At 40.9% G+C, this 16448-nt stretch carries 16 protein-coding genes, 1 tRNA gene and 1 pseudogene; 9 read left to right on the top strand and 9 right to left on the bottom strand.

All coding sequences use genetic code 11. The annotated features are described in order from the left end of the window. Positions 1-203: 203 nt before the first annotated feature. Positions 204-404 carry an XRE family transcriptional regulator gene (locus tag OCV73_RS14080; protein WP_147553214.1) on the bottom strand — a complete coding sequence of 67 codons (201 nt, stop codon included), beginning with the start codon at positions 402-404 and terminating at the stop codon, positions 204-206. Positions 405-580: 176 nt separating this feature from the next. On the opposite strand from OCV73_RS14080, the gene OCV73_RS14075 reads away from it, so the two are divergent. Further along, entirely contained in the window at positions 581-970 is a 390-nt protein-coding gene (locus tag OCV73_RS14075; RefSeq protein ID WP_147553212.1) for a hypothetical protein, read from the top strand. A gap of 175 nt (positions 971-1145) precedes the next feature. Here OCV73_RS14075 and OCV73_RS14070 read toward each other — a convergent pair whose 3' ends face one another. The 8 genes and pseudogenes from OCV73_RS14070 to OCV73_RS14035 all read right to left on the bottom strand — a co-directional run bounded on the left by OCV73_RS14070 (position 1146) and on the right by OCV73_RS14035 (position 8649). Continuing rightward, positions 1146-1517, bottom strand: a complete 372-nt coding sequence (locus OCV73_RS14070) for a VOC family protein (RefSeq protein ID WP_147553210.1) — start codon at positions 1515-1517, stop codon at positions 1146-1148. A gap of 96 nt (positions 1518-1613) precedes the next feature. Then, the gene (locus OCV73_RS14065) at positions 1614-2417 is read right to left on the bottom strand and encodes a helix-turn-helix domain-containing protein (protein ID WP_147553209.1); all 804 of its coding nucleotides are present in this window, start codon (positions 2415-2417) and stop codon (positions 1614-1616) included. 45 nt (positions 2418-2462) lie between these two features. After that, on the bottom strand, positions 2463-3104 hold the full coding sequence (locus OCV73_RS14060) for an NUDIX hydrolase N-terminal domain-containing protein (RefSeq protein WP_394802966.1): 642 nt from the start codon (positions 3102-3104) through the stop codon (positions 2463-2465). A gap of 96 nt (positions 3105-3200) precedes the next feature. Next, positions 3201-3719, bottom strand: a pseudogene (locus OCV73_RS14055) (HAD family hydrolase); the annotation flags it as partial. Between the two features lie 165 nt (positions 3720-3884). Beyond that, positions 3885-3966: transfer RNA gene (locus OCV73_RS14050), tRNA-Leu, on the bottom strand. Between the two features lie 82 nt (positions 3967-4048). Continuing rightward, positions 4049-5080, bottom strand: coding sequence for a S41 family peptidase (locus OCV73_RS14045; protein ID WP_147553205.1), 1032 nt, complete (start codon positions 5078-5080; stop codon positions 4049-4051). A gap of 9 nt (positions 5081-5089) precedes the next feature. Continuing rightward, positions 5090-5944, bottom strand: a complete 855-nt coding sequence (locus OCV73_RS14040; protein WP_147553203.1) for a DUF3316 domain-containing protein — start codon at positions 5942-5944, stop codon at positions 5090-5092. A gap of 62 nt (positions 5945-6006) precedes the next feature. Beyond that, positions 6007-8649: a DNA gyrase/topoisomerase IV subunit A gene (locus OCV73_RS14035; RefSeq protein ID WP_147553254.1), complete on the bottom strand. Its 2643-nt coding sequence runs from the start codon at positions 8647-8649 to the stop codon at positions 6007-6009. Between the two features lie 286 nt (positions 8650-8935). On the opposite strand from OCV73_RS14035, the gene OCV73_RS14030 reads away from it, so the two are divergent. The 8 genes from OCV73_RS14030 to OCV73_RS13995 all read left to right on the top strand — a co-directional run. After that, positions 8936-10480, top strand: coding sequence for a glycine--tRNA ligase (locus OCV73_RS14030; protein WP_147553202.1), 1545 nt, complete (start codon positions 8936-8938; stop codon positions 10478-10480). Between the two features lie 21 nt (positions 10481-10501). Continuing rightward, positions 10502-11080: a LemA family protein gene (locus OCV73_RS14025; protein ID WP_147553200.1), complete on the top strand. Its 579-nt coding sequence runs from the start codon at positions 10502-10504 to the stop codon at positions 11078-11080. Between the two features lie 18 nt (positions 11081-11098). After that, complete coding sequence (locus OCV73_RS14020; RefSeq protein WP_147553199.1) at positions 11099-11662, top strand: FKBP-type peptidyl-prolyl cis-trans isomerase; 564 nt, start codon at positions 11099-11101, stop codon at positions 11660-11662. 338 nt (positions 11663-12000) lie between these two features. After that, positions 12001-12672, top strand: a complete 672-nt coding sequence (gene phoU, locus OCV73_RS14015) for a phosphate signaling complex protein PhoU (RefSeq protein WP_147553197.1) — start codon at positions 12001-12003, stop codon at positions 12670-12672. A gap of 114 nt (positions 12673-12786) precedes the next feature. Beyond that, positions 12787-13263, top strand: coding sequence for a DUF456 domain-containing protein (locus tag OCV73_RS14010; protein WP_147553195.1), 477 nt, complete (start codon positions 12787-12789; stop codon positions 13261-13263). A 203-nt stretch (positions 13264-13466) separates the two neighbouring features. Next, positions 13467-14159, top strand: coding sequence for a DUF4919 domain-containing protein (locus tag OCV73_RS14005; protein ID WP_147553193.1), 693 nt, complete (start codon positions 13467-13469; stop codon positions 14157-14159). A gap of 106 nt (positions 14160-14265) precedes the next feature. After that, positions 14266-14826, top strand: a complete 561-nt coding sequence (locus OCV73_RS14000; RefSeq protein ID WP_147553191.1) for an FKBP-type peptidyl-prolyl cis-trans isomerase — start codon at positions 14266-14268, stop codon at positions 14824-14826. 39 nt (positions 14827-14865) lie between these two features. Further along, on the top strand, positions 14866-16448 hold a 1583-nt coding region (locus OCV73_RS13995), incomplete at its 3' end, for an RHS repeat domain-containing protein (protein WP_317244132.1).

The raw sequence follows: 16448 nt of genomic DNA, 5'->3' as shown, positions 1-16448 counted from the left end.
TATTCGGGGAATATTTATCCGGGTATTTCATCTGATAGTAATAATATATGTTCATCACATCTTTTTTATTTATACACACATCTTATCAGTACCCCAGTCGTTTTTTAATTTACAAACTATGCGAATAATTTCTACACTATTTTATCTTAATTTTTCTATTTCATATTGAATAAATATCCACCGTACTAGTAATAAAATTTATTTTACCGGTCAGGAAACAATTCGTCGGCAGGAATACCTATTATCTTCGAAATAATTTTTTGTTTTATTGGAGAAGGAACGCATTTTCCTGAAAACCAACGATAAACAGAGATTCTGCTTGACATTGTTTCTTCTTGTAACAGATTAAACAATGCTTTATACTCTTCTTTTGACAATTGTATTATATAATCTTTTAGTGCCATTTGATTTTTTTTCGTTTTTTGTTGCACTGTTCAAATAGTTTTTATAATTTCACAGTGAAACAAATACGAGTATTTATTTTTTCGATGCAAATGTATTGATATTAGTCTATAATACAATAAAAAAATAGATTATTTTTAACAAGATGGATAATTTTTTCAGCAGATTAGACAAATTTATGAGATTCAAAGGTTTGAACGATAATAAAATTACCGTTCAGGCTAAGATTGCTGTCGGCACGCTCGGAAAGCAAAGAAGAGGAGGAAAAGGTTTATCGTACGAAAGTATTTCCAAAATACTTTATACCTATCCCGAATTAAGTGCCGAATGGTTAATGACCGGAAAAGGAGAGATGATTAAAGTGGAGGAAGAGGCACCTGCAGATCTGATAAGCTTAGTGGCTATTGTCAATAAATTATCCATGGAGGTTACGCGCCTGAATGAAAAGAGTGATTTATTAATCAATCAGATGGAATACATTCGGTTGCAACTATCCACTGCACAGGAAACGAATAACCGTCTTGTTGCACAAATCCAAAATAATATTTCTGATAAAATCAAATATTAGAAATTATATTAATATCACAAAGAAAACAAGAAAGCGGAAGATTTCCACATCTTCCGCTTTCTTGTTTTTTATAATTATACCGGCTTTTCTATTTGAATATTTACTTTTTCATCTTACGAATAACAAACAAAATATTTATAATAAAAGCCATAAAACAGCCGGATTCGTGCAAAGGTTATCTGTCAGAATACAAACCCAATTTGTTTCCTTCACAATCTATAAATAAGGCGAAATATCCCATACCCTCTGCTTCAATCTTGGTTTTAGGCCGGATAATCTTTCCTCCGTTTTCAACGATAGCATGCAATGTTCCTTCCATATTCTCCGTTCTCAGGCTAATAATGACGCCCTGTTGAGAAGGCAGAAAATCCGCATTATAAAATACGTCTCCGCAAGCCCGGCCGTTTTCATCCAGAAACACAGCCATTTTTTCGTCTTCGCCACATTCACAAACTACCAGATCGGTTTTCAGAATAGTCTCATAAAATTTTACCGCACGACAAAAATCCACTGACGGAATCTCGAAAAAAGAAATCATTTTACTCATTTTCCAGTTTTTTTAAATTAGACATGAACCTATAGGTGTTACAAAGGTAAAATATGCCATAACAGGAAAATTGGAAAAAAAGGACATATCCGCAATCTATGAAAAATAATCGGACTCCGGTAATCCGAAAGACATAAATTCCGTAGGCGTATAGCCGGAAAACACCTTGAATTCATTAATTAAATGAGACTGATCATAATATCCGCATTCATACGCCAACCGGGTAAACGATATTTCCGGAAAATTTTGTAATATAAATAATGCCCTTTGGAAACGTACGATTCTTTGGAAACTTTTAGGATTCGTACCTACATACTCCGAGAATATCCGCCGAAACTGTTTATGTCCTAAACAAACCGAACCCGAGATTTTCGTAAGAGACAATTGTCCGACAGATTCCCGATTAATCAATTCTATTGCAGAATATAAACGATTATAATTATAATCTTTAAAAGGTTTCAGCCGGCTTATCAGAAATTGCTCGATAAATCCGATACACTCTTCTTCATATCTGGTATTCATAATCCGGTCTTCTAATTCACATAGACTTTTATCGTTTAAATCCCGCAAAGCAACAACCTGATCTGTAATCTCGCTCATAGGTATTCGAAAAAAAGCACGTGCACCAAAAGGCTGAAATACAACCGTAAATATTTTCAAATATCCGGTTAATGAAATATCCCAGTAACCGACCATCTGCCCGCCGATCACTCCACCGCAGGAACATAATCCGTTTGCCGATAGCCTGACCGGATCTCCCTGGTAAAAAGAAAGTTGGACACTCCCGCTCGGAACGATTCTTTGCGGCATAGTATATACCTCATCAGTTTCCAGTATCCAATAACGTTTCACATAAGAACTCAGAAAAGGAGATGGTTGCACGTATTTGAATCTTTCCATACCGCAAAGATAAATATTTACACCGGATAGAAAGGACTATTATTGTTAATCGAAAACAGTATCCCAATGAGAAGCCTTATAATATGCGCTGAAACATAACCTTATCTGTTCCTCGTTATTCTTTTCCAGTGCAAGAGGAGGCAGTTCATCCGGAGAAAAAAAAGCGCTGGCCGAAGTTTCACAATTTTCACAGAATCCTCCGCCTACAATTTCACACAAAACAAAAGCTTTGCATACGCCATAAGCATACACAGGCAGGTTGTGCATATTCCTGTCTTGTAACGCAATCAACTTGACAGGAACAACATCCAATCCGGCTTCTTCTTTCACTTCTTTTACGGTATTCGATTTTACGGACTCATTGACATCCACCCATCCCCCCGGTAATGACCACGTACCGTTCTTCTCCTTTACCAGTAAAATTTTATCATCTTTGAAAATCGCCGCCCGCGTATCCAGTTTCGGAGTTTGAAAACCGGTCTCATTGCAAAATACCTCTCTGACTTTTTCTATAGATATACCTGTTTTCATATTCATAATCTCGGCGGAGATCTCACGCAGACGGGCAAACCGTTCCCTATCGAAAACATCCTCCGAATAGGTTAACCCGGCCTGGGAGATAAACTGCAGCTCCATGGCCCATTTTAACCATTCCTGTCCTGAAAACACATCTGTAAGCTTATCCAAAGAATAAATAAGATCTTCAGGAACATTCAAATAATATGCAGCATAAATATGTTTCACCGATCGGCATCCCCACATTGCCAGTCCGAAATCGATTCCGGCATCCCTCGCACACAACATATCGTACATACTATCGCCCACATAAAGTACTTCTTTTTTCCCGGCCCCTGTTATTCCCAAATACTTAAACAACGGCTCCGGAGAAGGTTTGGGCAAACAGCTGTCTTCTGCACATATCACAGTATCGAAATATTTATCCAATGAAAATGGTACAAAATCATTTTTATATTCATTCTTACTTTTAGACGTAACGATTCCCAGGAGGTAACCTCTGCTCTTCAGTTCTTCCAGAAGCGGGACTATCCCTTCAAAGACGGATATAGTATGATCATAATTTTTCATATACGCATTCCATACCTTGTTTCCCTCCTGTAGATCCTGTACTCCCAGTTTCTCCAAAGTAACTTCGCCCGGAATTCCCAATGCAAAATTCAGATCATTAAGCTCCGTTTTTTTTCCCAATATCTCATAAACCGTATCACGAAGAGAATTCAATACGGCACATTCTGTATCGAGTAATGTACCGTCAATATCAAAAACGATATGTGTGTATTTCATTATACTAATTTTTTATTCTTACTATGAAATAACGAAATAAAATATGCGGAAAGTATATAAACAAAAGAGTTTTCACAGAAATGAACAGAACGGGTAGCAGCTACTAAATGTATAAAACGATTGGCGTACAAGAAAAAAGCCGGCAAGAAAATCTTACCGGCTTTGTGCGGATGAAGGGACTCGAACCCATACGTCGCAAGACACTAGATCCTAAGTCTAGCGCGGCTACCAATTACGCCACATCCGCTCATTTGAGTGGTGCAAAGTTATAATAAATTCGGGAATAGACAAACTCTTTAAAGAGGAATTTTAAAGAAAATAATAAATTCTTATCTTCCCATGCCCAAACGAAGAAGACTCAGTGCCGTATTGAGCATAGTATCCTTACCTTCCAAAGCCATTTGCATATCCATATCTACCTTATATCCTTCGGTAGGCGATACACCGAACTCGGTATGCTGCTTTTCCGCATCGTAAATGGGAGAAGCAGAAAAACGTATTGTCCACCCGTTAGGCAATTCCGAAGAGAAAGGCAATCCGCTGCCTCCTCCGGTCACATCACCTACTATCGTTACGGTAGGAAAACCCTTCATTACCGATACGAAATTATTAGCTGCGCTAAATGTCTCCCGGTTCGTCAGTACGACAACAGGTTTTTGGTAACGTATTCTGGAAGAAGGCTCCAGATAATAAGGATAAGGTTCTGAAAGGTCTTTATGCCCCGGTCCTGACTTATGGCTTATATAGCCTATCAGACGTTTTTCATTGATAAAACGGGAAGCTATCGTATTTACATTTGTCAAAGAACCGCCTCCATTCCCTCTTACATCGATAACGATCCCGTCACAAATCGATAAGTGTGAAAGGATATAATCCAGATTAGACTCTCCCACCGTACTTGAAAAACTGCCGTAATACATATAACCTATATTATCGGTAAGTATCTTATATTTTATTCCTCCCGCAATCTTATAATCGAAAGCCAGATAATATTCATCGATAAGCCTTTCGTCAAAATTCTTGGGATAATCCTCAAACCATTTCCAATAACGGGAAATATTGAACGGTGTAGAAAGATTTACATGTCCGTCCTTCAGTTCCTTGAGCATCTCGTCCATTACTCCAAACAGCTCTTCATCGGTCATTTGCTCTGTTATTCTGGAACGGTATTTCTCACGTATCTGATTCCAGTCAATATCTTTATATTCAAAAAAACAGTACCGTTCGTCCAGGATGCTCCACAATGCATCAAAATTCCCGTACGGATCATTGGCATATTCGTCTACCGAATGGCAGGAATATAAAAATACCAGGACAAATCCGGCAATTATTATTTTTAACTTGTGTAACTCTCGTTTCATTTCGATTCATTAATAAAAAGCTGATAGGACAGGACGTTTGCTTCTGTCGGAATCACGGCGGTTAAAGCGCAGGAATTCACCTGTTACTCCTAATACCAGGCTATTCGTAAATATCTGGGTATTAATGTGATCTACATAAGATGTACGTATAGTATTGCGGTATCCCAGACGCAAGGCCCAGCTGCCGAAATGAATATCAGCCGTTACCACATTCATCATGTCAAACCTGTTATGCCAGGAGCCGAATCTCACCACACCGTCACTGTTTCCCAGACCGAATATTTCATAATAAGACTGGCCGTAATGCGGAGAAAAAAATACTCCGAACACAGGTAATGAAGCCTGATAACGTAATGTCAAAGGAAGGCGGCCTATCTTAAAATTATATACAGCCATTCCTGAAAAACCCACTGATGCCTTGACTTTAGCCGTTGCCGGATTATTGGAATTGCGGATATTGTATAAAAAACCGGCGGACGCACCTGCTTCGGGACCTATCATTAACCGAAACCCGTTCCATAGATCCCAATAACGCATAAATCCATAAGAATAATCGATGAAACCATTATACATTTTTCCGTTCTTAGGTCCGTTTTCCATAGGGGAAAAATTGGCCGAAATGCGTTGCTGTGACACCCATGTACGAGGAGCAAAACGGGTCACCTGCATACGTTCGTGACTCAAACCGAAGTTCCACCCGCTGTACCGCATGGGAGATAAATAAGTATCGAGCGCATTATTCCCGCCGATCTCCAATTGCGTTGCCGAAGTAATGGGACGTAAAGGTTTTACTTCAACCTCTTGTGCAGTAAGAACAAAAGGGAAAAGAGCCAATAGCCCTATTATATTCCATAACTTTCTCATTCACTTGCAAATGTAAGGCTTCTGTTCCAGCCAAAAAGACAATGAATCCCAAATAGCCATAATTAATCAAAAAGTTTCATCTGTCCGTTTATTTCATCCAGAAGATCAGAATCCCCGGGCTCGACGCTTCCTGTATCCGAAACTTCACCGTTACCGGAATCCTCGGTATTCTCTGGTTTCTCGGGGGCATGCCGGGTCGGTTCCAGTTCATTGACAGTCTCTATATTATAAGTCGATATACGTTTCCCTTTTGCCTTAAAACCTTTCACGGCAATAAAATCGGAAGCCTCGATAATCAGGGGTTCCCTGAATGCATCATGCCCCCCGAATATCACCTCAAAACGGGGAAAAGCCTCATCGCTCAGCAGAATAAGTGCGGATTCGGGATTCTCTCCCAAAAAATTTTGTTTTTTATTTCCCTGTTCGAACTGGAAACGTTTCAGATACGGATAACCTTGATCGGCATCATTCAGAACTGCTGTCCACACTTTATTCGCATCATACTTTTCAATAAAAAGAATGTTCGTTTCGTAATGGTTTCCGGCGTCAAAAGAAGATGTATAATAATCTCCGTTCTGCAACACGACAAGTATCTGGTCATTCCCATGGAATTCTCCGAGAAATTCTCCCCTGCCGTCATAATTAAGGCGCAGCACATCCCAGTCGAACCATACTTGCCGTCCTCCCAAAGTAGAACCTCCTTTCTCCTTCAGCGATATTTTATGTATCTCGTTCTTCGTTACGATATTTCCCATGGACTGCCTTCCCTTGATCGCGATCTCGCTGAAATCTTTTTCGATATACAAAGATTTCATACGGGGTTTAGGTTTAAAAGTGATCTTCAGTATTTCAGCCTCACCGTTCGGATTAGCCGAGAACCATACGATACGTGAACCATCTTTCCCCTGAGTAAGATCATATTCTTTATCCCGGGTAACACCGGTTACCGCAAAACGTTTTATGTAATGTAATCCGTTTCGGCCGTCCCTGTATATCACATTATATATAGTACGGTTATCGTTTTTCTTAAAGACATTGATATACAAGATATTTTTCCCTACAAACATTTTGTCGGAGACTTTCACTATTTTGTATTTTCCGTCTTTATAAAAAATAATGATATCGTCTATATCGGAACAATTACAAATATATTCGTCCTTCTTCAACGATGTGCCGATAAATCCTTCCTCCCTGTTAATATACAATTTTTCATTCGCTTCCACTACTTTGGCTGCTTCTATCGTATCAAAACTACGGATCTCGGTACGGCGGGGAAAATCTTTTCCGTATTTATTTTTCAGGTAAGTATACCAGTGAATGGTATAATCCGTGATATGGGCCAGATGATTTTCCAGTTCACATACGTGTTCTTTCAAAGCAGCAATTGCCTCTTCCGCCTTATCGGAATTGAAACGAAGAATACGGGCCATCTTTATCTCCATCAGCTTCAATATATCCTCATCCGTCACTTCGCGCACAAAAAGAGCCCCGAACGGAACAAGCCTTTTATGGATATGAACTATCGCTTCTTCCATCGTCTCGCTTTCCTCAAACTCTTTATCCTTATAGATACGCTCCTCTATGAATATCTTTTCCAAAGAAGCAAAATGAAGATTTTCCAGCGTCTCTCCACGCTGCAGTTCCAACTCCTGCCTCAACAACTCTTTCGTATGGTCTACACTCATACGCAGCAATTCGCCAACAGTCAGGAAATGAGGTTTATCCTCATTGATTACGCAACAATTAGGAGATACGCTCACCTCACAATCGGAGAATGCATACAAGGCGTCGATCGCTTTATCGCTGGACGTTCCCGGTATAAGATGAACCAGTATCTCGGCATGCTGGGCCGTATTGTCATCCACCTTACGTATCTTGATCTTTCCTTTATCTAAAGCCTTCAAAATAGAGTCTATGACCGTAGATGTAGTCTTTCCATAAGGAATCTCGGTAATAGCCAGAGTACGGTTATCTCGTTTTTCTATTTTGGCCCGGATTTTTACAGATCCTCCTCGTTCTCCATCATTATAACGGGTCACATCGATAGAGCCGCCTGTCTGGAAATCGGGAAATAACTCGAACTCCTCTCCTTTCAGATAAGCAACGGCCGCATCCAGAATTTCATTAAAATTATGAGGCAGTATCTTGGAAGACAAGCCTACCGCAATACCCTCAACCCCCTGTGCAAGCAGTAGCGGGAATTTAACAGGCAAGGTCACAGGCTCTTTTTTTCGGCCATCATAGGATAGCTTCCATTCCGTAATCTTCGGATTAAAAACCACATCGAGCGCAAATTTCGAGAGACGGGCTTCTATATAACGGGGAGCCGCTGCACTATCGCCTGTCAGTATATTACCCCAGTTCCCCTGGCAATCGATAAGCAGGTCTTTCTGTCCCAACTGTACAAGAGCATCCCCGATGGAAGCATCTCCGTGCGGATGAAACTGCATCGTATGTCCTACTATATTGGCAACTTTATTGAAACGGCCGTCGTCCAATAATTTCATCGAATGCAGAATACGCCGCTGCACAGGCTTCAAGCCGTCGCTCATATGCGGAACCGCACGTTCCAGTATTACATACGAAGCATAATCGAGGAACCAGTTCTGGAACATTCCCGAAAGCTGGTATTTAGTATCGGACTTGTCCGAAGCCGGAACTCTATAAGATGAATGGCCCGAAATATCAGTCTTCTCATTTTCCATGTTATTATTATCGTTCTTTTCAGGAATAATCTCTTTTTCGTTATCGCTTGTCATTCTCTTTTCTCTTGTTTTAAATGGGAAAGCAGCTTATACCGGGAAACTGTTACATACATTTTTAACTTTTTTATCGTCTCATTAGTGATAAGCTACTGCAAAAATACAAATTAAATCGAAAAAAATCATTTACTTTGCACTTTTAATTCGTTCCTGATTATCAGTATAACAGCCTGTTTTACGATAAATGTAAAGATTTGGGTACATACGGAAAATCACAACATAAAACACTATGGCACAAGAAGACGTTTTCAAAAAATTAGTATCACATTGCAAAGAATATGGCTTTGTATTCCCCTCCAGTGAAATATATGACGGGCTGGGAGCCGTATACGATTACGGACAAATGGGAGTTGAACTTAAAAACAACATAAAAAAATACTGGTGGGACAGTATGGTACTCCTGCACGAGAATATCGTGGGTATCGATTCCGCTATCTTCATGCACCCTACGATCTGGAAAGCATCGGGGCACGTAGATGCATTTAACGATCCGTTGATAGACAACAAAGATTCGAAAAAACGCTATCGGGCAGATGTCCTTATAGAAGACCTCCTCGCCAAGATGGATGAAAAAATAGAAAAAGAAGTAGAAAAGGCAGCCAAACGCTTTGGCGACTCTTTTGATGAAGCCCTATTCAGGGAAACGAATCCCCGCATCATAGAACATAAAACCAAACGCGAAGAACTACATACCCGTTTTGCAAAGGCATTAAACGACAATAACCTCGAAGAATTACGGCAAATCATTCTGGATTACGAAATAGTATGCCCTATCAGTGGTACGAAAAACTGGACCGAAGTGCGTCAATTCAACCTGATGTTCTCGACCGAAATGGGTTCTACAGCCGATGGCTCCATGAAAATATACCTGAGACCCGAAACAGCCCAAGGTATTTTTGTGAACTATTTGAATGTGCAAAAGACCGGACGTATGCGCATCCCTTTTGGAATCGCACAAATAGGAAAAGCATTCCGTAACGAAATCGTGGCGCGCCAGTTCATTTTCCGCATGCGGGAATTCGAACAAATGGAAATGCAATTTTTCGTTCGTCCGGGCGAAGAACTCAAGTGGTTCGCCAAATGGAAAGAAACGCGTCTCAAATGGCATAAGGCCTTGGGACTCGGAGATCACAAATATCGTTTCCATGACCATGACAAACTGGCACATTACGCCAATGCCGCTACCGATATCGAATTCGAAATGCCTTTCGGTTTTAAAGAAGTGGAAGGAATACATTCCCGTACGAACTTTGACCTGGGAAGCCACGAAAAATATTCAGGTAAAAAATTACAATATTTCGATCCGGAATTAGGAGAATCTTATACTCCTTACGTTATCGAAACATCTATCGGAGTAGACCGGATGTTTCTTAGCATTATGTCCGCAGCCTATTGCGAAGAAACTCTCGAGGGAGGCGAATCGCGTGTTGTTCTGCAACTTCCGGCCGCGCTGGCACCTGTAAAAGTAGCTGTAATGCCATTAGTACGTAAAGACGGGCTTCCTGAAAAAGCACAGGAAATTATCAATACATTAAAATTCGATTATCGTTGCCAATACGATGAAAAAGACTCCATCGGTAAACGTTATCGCCGTCAGGATGCCATCGGTACTCCTTTCTGTATCACGGTAGACCACCAATCACTGGAAGACAATACCGTGACAGTCCGTTTCCGTGACAGTATGGAGCAACAACGTGTAGCAATCGCTGACCTGCCCGCAATGATAGGCGAACAGGTAAGCCTGAAATCACTGTTAAAAAAGATTGTAGAATAACACAATTATAAATACCCAATTATGAAACGAATCCTTAAACTCATATTCGCGGTTATTATTACGGCCTCTTTTACCTCTTGTAGCTATAACAGCATTGTAGAAGCTGAAGAAGGGGTTAATGCCCAGTGGGCTAAGGTTGAAAACCAGTACCAACGTCGTGCGGACCTGATTCCCAATCTGGTAAATACGGTAAAAGGATACGCCTCACACGAAAGTTCCACATTAGAAGCCGTGGTGAACGCCAGAGCTAAGGCGACACAAATAACAATCGATCCGGCAAATCTGGACGAAGCCTCATTGAAAAAATATCAGGCGGCACAAGGTGAATTAAGTGCGGCATTAGGCAAACTGTTGGCTGTTACCGAAAATTATCCAGACCTGAAAGCAAACCAAAATTTTCGGGAACTACAGGCTCAGTTGGAAGGAACGGAAAACCGCATATCGACGGAACGCACACGCTATAGCGATGCCGTGGCTGTTTATAACGCTAAGATCCGTAAATTTCCTGCCGTAATTACAGCCAAGATTTTCGGATTTAATCCTAAACCCCAGTTCTCGGCAGAAGCGGGTGCCGAACAAGCTCCTAAAGTTGAATTTTAAAACAAGAAAAAGAGAACGATGAAGAAATTACCGTTAGTATTTATACTCTTTCTGGGGGTTATCCTCTGGAGTTGTGGAGATGATTCGGAAGACTATTGGACAAAATATGAAACCTGGCGTGAAGAAAATACATCCTGGTTCTTTGAACAGATCGTCGCAAAAGATGAAGCAGGAAACCTGCTATACACGCAAGTAACTCCCGATTGGGATAAAGGTTCATATGTATTGATGAGATTTTACAACGATACCATGGAAACCCGGAACAACGAAATGCCTATTTACAACAGCACGGTAGATGTGATCTACCGCGGAGCTTTGTACAACGGTATAGGTTTCGACTCATCCTATCTTAAAACCGCTTCATACGGAGACAGCATATCCAGAATACAAATATCCAATACTATCAAAGGATGGCAGATAGCACTTCCCACCATGCACATAGGAGACAGTTGTCGTGTCATTATTCCTTCGGCACTGGGATATGGAGAAACTTATACTTCGGATCTCCTGCTTCCTTACTCCACTCTGGTATTCGATATCAAACTGGTAGGAATTCCCGGAAAAGAAAAACCTGTTTTGTAATAAATAATGATTATATCTTCCTAAAGCAGGTTTATAAATCTGGTACAAATAAAATGAGAATATTAAGAGACTGATTAACCATAAAAAGTTATTCAGTCTCCTTTTTATTTATTAGCCGCAAATTTCCTAAAACAACTGTAAGTAAATAATAATAGTCATACATATAGTTTGTAACCGTTTTGTAAAATACATGAAACAACCCGGTAACATCCTTATTTTTCCTTTGTACTATATATATTGCATAATAACCGAAAAGCCGAGCTTTTCTTGGTGTCTATTTGCCATATTGATTAAAAACAATTATATTTGTATTTAACGTTGCTAAAAATAACAGTAGTATGATATACATCGAAAAAGAACTCGAAAATCTAAAAAAAGAGGTTCTCGAAATGTGGGATCTGGTGAACTCCCAACTGAACCGGGCCGGCGAATCGTTGATCTCTCTGGACAAGGATCTTGCCAAAGAGGTCGTTTACCGTGAAAAAAGAGTAAATGCTTTCGAACTGAAAATAGATAGTGATTGTGAAGATATCATAGGACTGTACAATCCCGTTGCCCTGGATCTGCGCTTCACATTGGCGATGATGAAGATCAACAACAATCTGGAACGCATAGCCGACTTTTGCGAAGGCATTGCACGATTCGTCATCGATTATCCAGAGATTAATATCGAAGCCGAGCTTTTCGAAAAAACCGGTATAAAAGAAATGTTACAAATCATTAAAGACATGATGAACAAGGCGGAACTGGCTCTGATAGAAGAAAAATCTTCCCTGGCCGTCGACCTGTTCGAAATGGATAACCGCGTAGACGAACTGAACCGGAACGCAGTACCTATTATTGCCGAATATTTGCAGCAATTTCCGGAACGTGCTGTCGAATGCCTGAATCTCATCAGCATTATCCGGCGTATGGAACGTATCGGCGACCATTGCAACAATATGGCCGAAGAAATCGTATTTTATCTGGATGCCAAAGTTTTAAAACATGCCGACAAACTGTTGAAATAAAAGTTTGCAACGACCGGATGCAGGTCAAAAATACAGGAAAGCAGGTGTCGAATATTACGTTCAGCCTGCTTTCTTTTCAACCACATAAATAGTCAAAAACATTCCCGCATACTTATGGATATTTTTCTCGTCATTCTTTCCGTTATATGTCTTCTTACCGGGCTGGCCGGATGCTTTCTTCCGGTTATACCCGGACCTCCCCTCTCTTACATCGGCTTGTTTCTGCTTCACCTTACGCCATACGCGCAATTCGGAACAACAACCCTGGTCGTATGGGGAATCATAACCCTGCTTATATGTGTAATGGACTATATATTACCCTCCTGGATGACCCGCAAGTTCGGCGGTTCGAAATATGCAGGATACGGAGCCTTGGCCGGAATGTTCGCAGGACTGCCGTTTGGAATAACCGGGATCATACTAGGTCCATTTTTTGGAGCTCTGGTTGGGGAATTACTATACGACCGAACGAACCCCGGCAAAGCAGCCAAAGCAGCATTCGGCTCTTTTCTGGCCTTTTTCGTAGGAACCGGCATCAAAGTAGCCGTCTCATTCATTTTCATAGGAATGGCTATCATAGCCGTTTTTTAAAGATGAAATTTTCCGGCTCCGTAATTCGCACCACTACGATAATTAATATAAAAACATCTTCATTTTAGTATAATCCGCTCCTTCTTTTAAATAAAAAACATATCTTTGTAGAGACACGTTGAATTCCAATCCGGTTCAACAGCCTTGAAAGATAATGACATCAGCCTGGCAAGTCCCTTACTTTTGGAACATTTATACTCGATATGAAGAAATTTTTAACTACCATAATAGCCCTTATATTCCTGTTCTCCGGACTTTACGCACAAAAAAACGATCATACGACTCCTGACATGCAAAAAATACGGAAAGAAGTACGGGACATGAACTCTCCCTATTACTATCCTCAACTTGTCAAAAAGTATGAAAGCACCGATACCACCATGACTGTAAACGATTACAGATATCTTTATTACGGATATGCCTTTCAGGAAGATTACAACCCTTACCGTACCTCGGCCTACTCATCGGTACTGAATAAACTATATACAAAACAAAAACATACGCCAGCAGAATGTGACAGCATTATCAAATATGCACAACTTTCACTGGCCGATTTCCCGTTCGATTTACGGCAAATGAATCTGCTGATATATGCGTATAAAGAAAAACAAAAATTCGCATGGGCCTCTTTATGGGAATACAGGTTTAATCATATCATCAATGCCATCCTCTCTTCCGGCGACGGTAAAACCCAGAAAACAGCCTGGTACGTCATCCATCCCACACACGAATACAATATCATAAACCGGTTAGGATATACCGGAAAAGAATATCATTTCGAAGATCCCTATTACGACCATATTACTGTAGAAAAGAATCCTCTCGGCATAAAAGGATTCTATTTCAATGTGAAACAGATACTAAACGAATATAACAAAAAATACGGGGAAGAATAAAAAAACAAAAGAGACACAAAGTCCCGAAGTTTAAAACCTTTTGCTTAGCTTTGTGTTTCGTTAGGACAGATAATAAATATTTATAAACCATAAAACATAAATTTATATGGAAATACAACCCGGAAAAGTAGTGGAGTTGGCTTACAATCTCTACTCCGGTGAAGGAACCGATGAAGATTCGCTGATGCAAAAAGTGACGAACGAATATCCCGACCGCTTTATAATCGGAACAAACAATCAGGTTCTGCCGTTGCTTGAAAAAAACCTTCTGGGACTAAAACAAGGCGATAAGTTCGATATCTTCATTCCCATGAAAGATGCATTCGGAGAACGTAACGAAGAGCATGTTATGGATCTGGATAAAGAAATATTCGTAGTAGAAGGGGAATTTGACGACAAAGTCATTTTCGAAGGAAACTCCGTTCCTATGATGACTGCAACAGGAGAACGTATCATGGGACATATCCTCAAAATCACCGAAGATAAGGTTATCATGGATTTCAATCACCCGCTTGCAGGAGAAGACCTTCATTTCGTAGGAGAAGTTCTTTTAGTACGAGATGCAACTGAAGAAGAGTTAAATCCCAAATGCGGCTGCGGCTGCGGACACGACCATGGAGACGGTTGCGGCGATGGAGAATGCGGAGGTTGTGACGGTTGCCACTAAATGATTTCATTATATTAAAAGACAGAGCGGTTATCACTGATGGCCGCTCTGTTTCTTTTTGCTTATAATGTCTACGATTTCGAGGAAGAAGGAAATAAACACATCCTGGGCTGGATACTGCCCCGATCCCGGTCTCCCTGGAACTTCACTTACGAGACCGATCCCGTAAGGGGAAATATCCTTTCACGCTCGGAATACAGGAATAAAGGAAAACGGACCGAATCGTTCCAGTACGACAATATGGACCGGCTTACGAAAATAAACAATCCTTACGGGGCTACGAGTATGAAATATCACACGAACGGAAATATCGAAAAGAAAAGCGATGTGGGCGAATACAAATACGATGGGAACCGCCCTCATGCGGTAACGGACATCGTGAATCCCGATTCCGCCCTTATAAACAGCACAGACTACACTCTCAATTATGATGAAAACATACACAGGCCTATTAATATTAAAAGAACAGGGGCGAATATGATGATTATATACGGACCGGACGACCAGCGTATCGAGAGTTATGTATACACCCAACCCAGAAAAGTAGGACGGCGCACTTATCATGGAGACAATTATGAAAAATATATTACCAATGATACGATTGTCCGCCAAATTTCTTATCTTTCGGGACCGGACGGACCGTTTGCCGTATCAATTTATGACCCCGTGAATGAAACTGATTCCATATTTTATCTGCATACCGATATACAGGGTTCTGTTATCGCTCTGAGTGATAACGGGGGTAAGATCGTGGAAAGGCACAGCTATGACGCCTGGGGACGGGAACGGAATCCGGATAAATGGGACGAATACGTACATAGTACGTCCCGAATCCTGAGGAGATATACTATGCACGAGACGATACCGGAGTTCGGGCTTATCAATATGAACAGCCGCGTGTACGATCCGCAACTGGGGGTGTTCCTCAGTCCCGATCCGTTGATGCAGGATATGGAGAATTCGCAGAACTTCAACCGCTATGCGTATTGTTTCAACAATCCGCTTAAATATACCGACCCCTCAGGAGAATTCTTTCTGGGTTTATTCCTGCCGGGGATAGGTAGTATCATAGATGCTATGCTCTGGAGCGGGCTAAACTATGCCTACAATGCCGGTAGTGACGATAGTGTGGATGGTATGATTTGTGGTATGATGATGAGTGGTGTTACTGCTTCCTTATCTATGAGTACTTCAATGGTTATAGGCGATATGATCGGCCATTCTGTCGGTAATATCGGAACAGAATTTCTCAGGGCTGGTATGCATGGGGTGGTAGGAGGTTCCATTAGTGCCATCTATGGAGACGATTTCCTAAGTGGATTTGCAGGTAATGCCGTATCGTCTCTGGCAGGATCTATTATGCAAAGTTCGAATGTTACCGAACCGTTATCTTTAGCCGTAGGCGGAGCTATAAGCGGAGCAACGTCATCGGCCGTATCAGGCGGTGATTGGCGTATAGGAGCATTCAATGGTTTTGTCGTCGGATTCTTTAATCATGGAGAAGGAGGGAGACAAGAAAAGAAACAAGATGAACAAAAGAAAAACGCAGGGAAATATCAAAAATATCCGGAAAATGAAACATTAAACGATGCTACATCTTTTGGAGCGGTCATTACAAAAGA

The sequence above is a fragment of the Barnesiella propionica genome, assembly GCF_025567045.1.
Lineage (GTDB): Bacteria > Bacteroidota > Bacteroidia > Bacteroidales > Barnesiellaceae > Barnesiella_B > Barnesiella_B propionica.
Note: the sequence above shows the minus strand (reverse complement) of the source record. Positions and strands in the feature narration are given on the sequence as shown.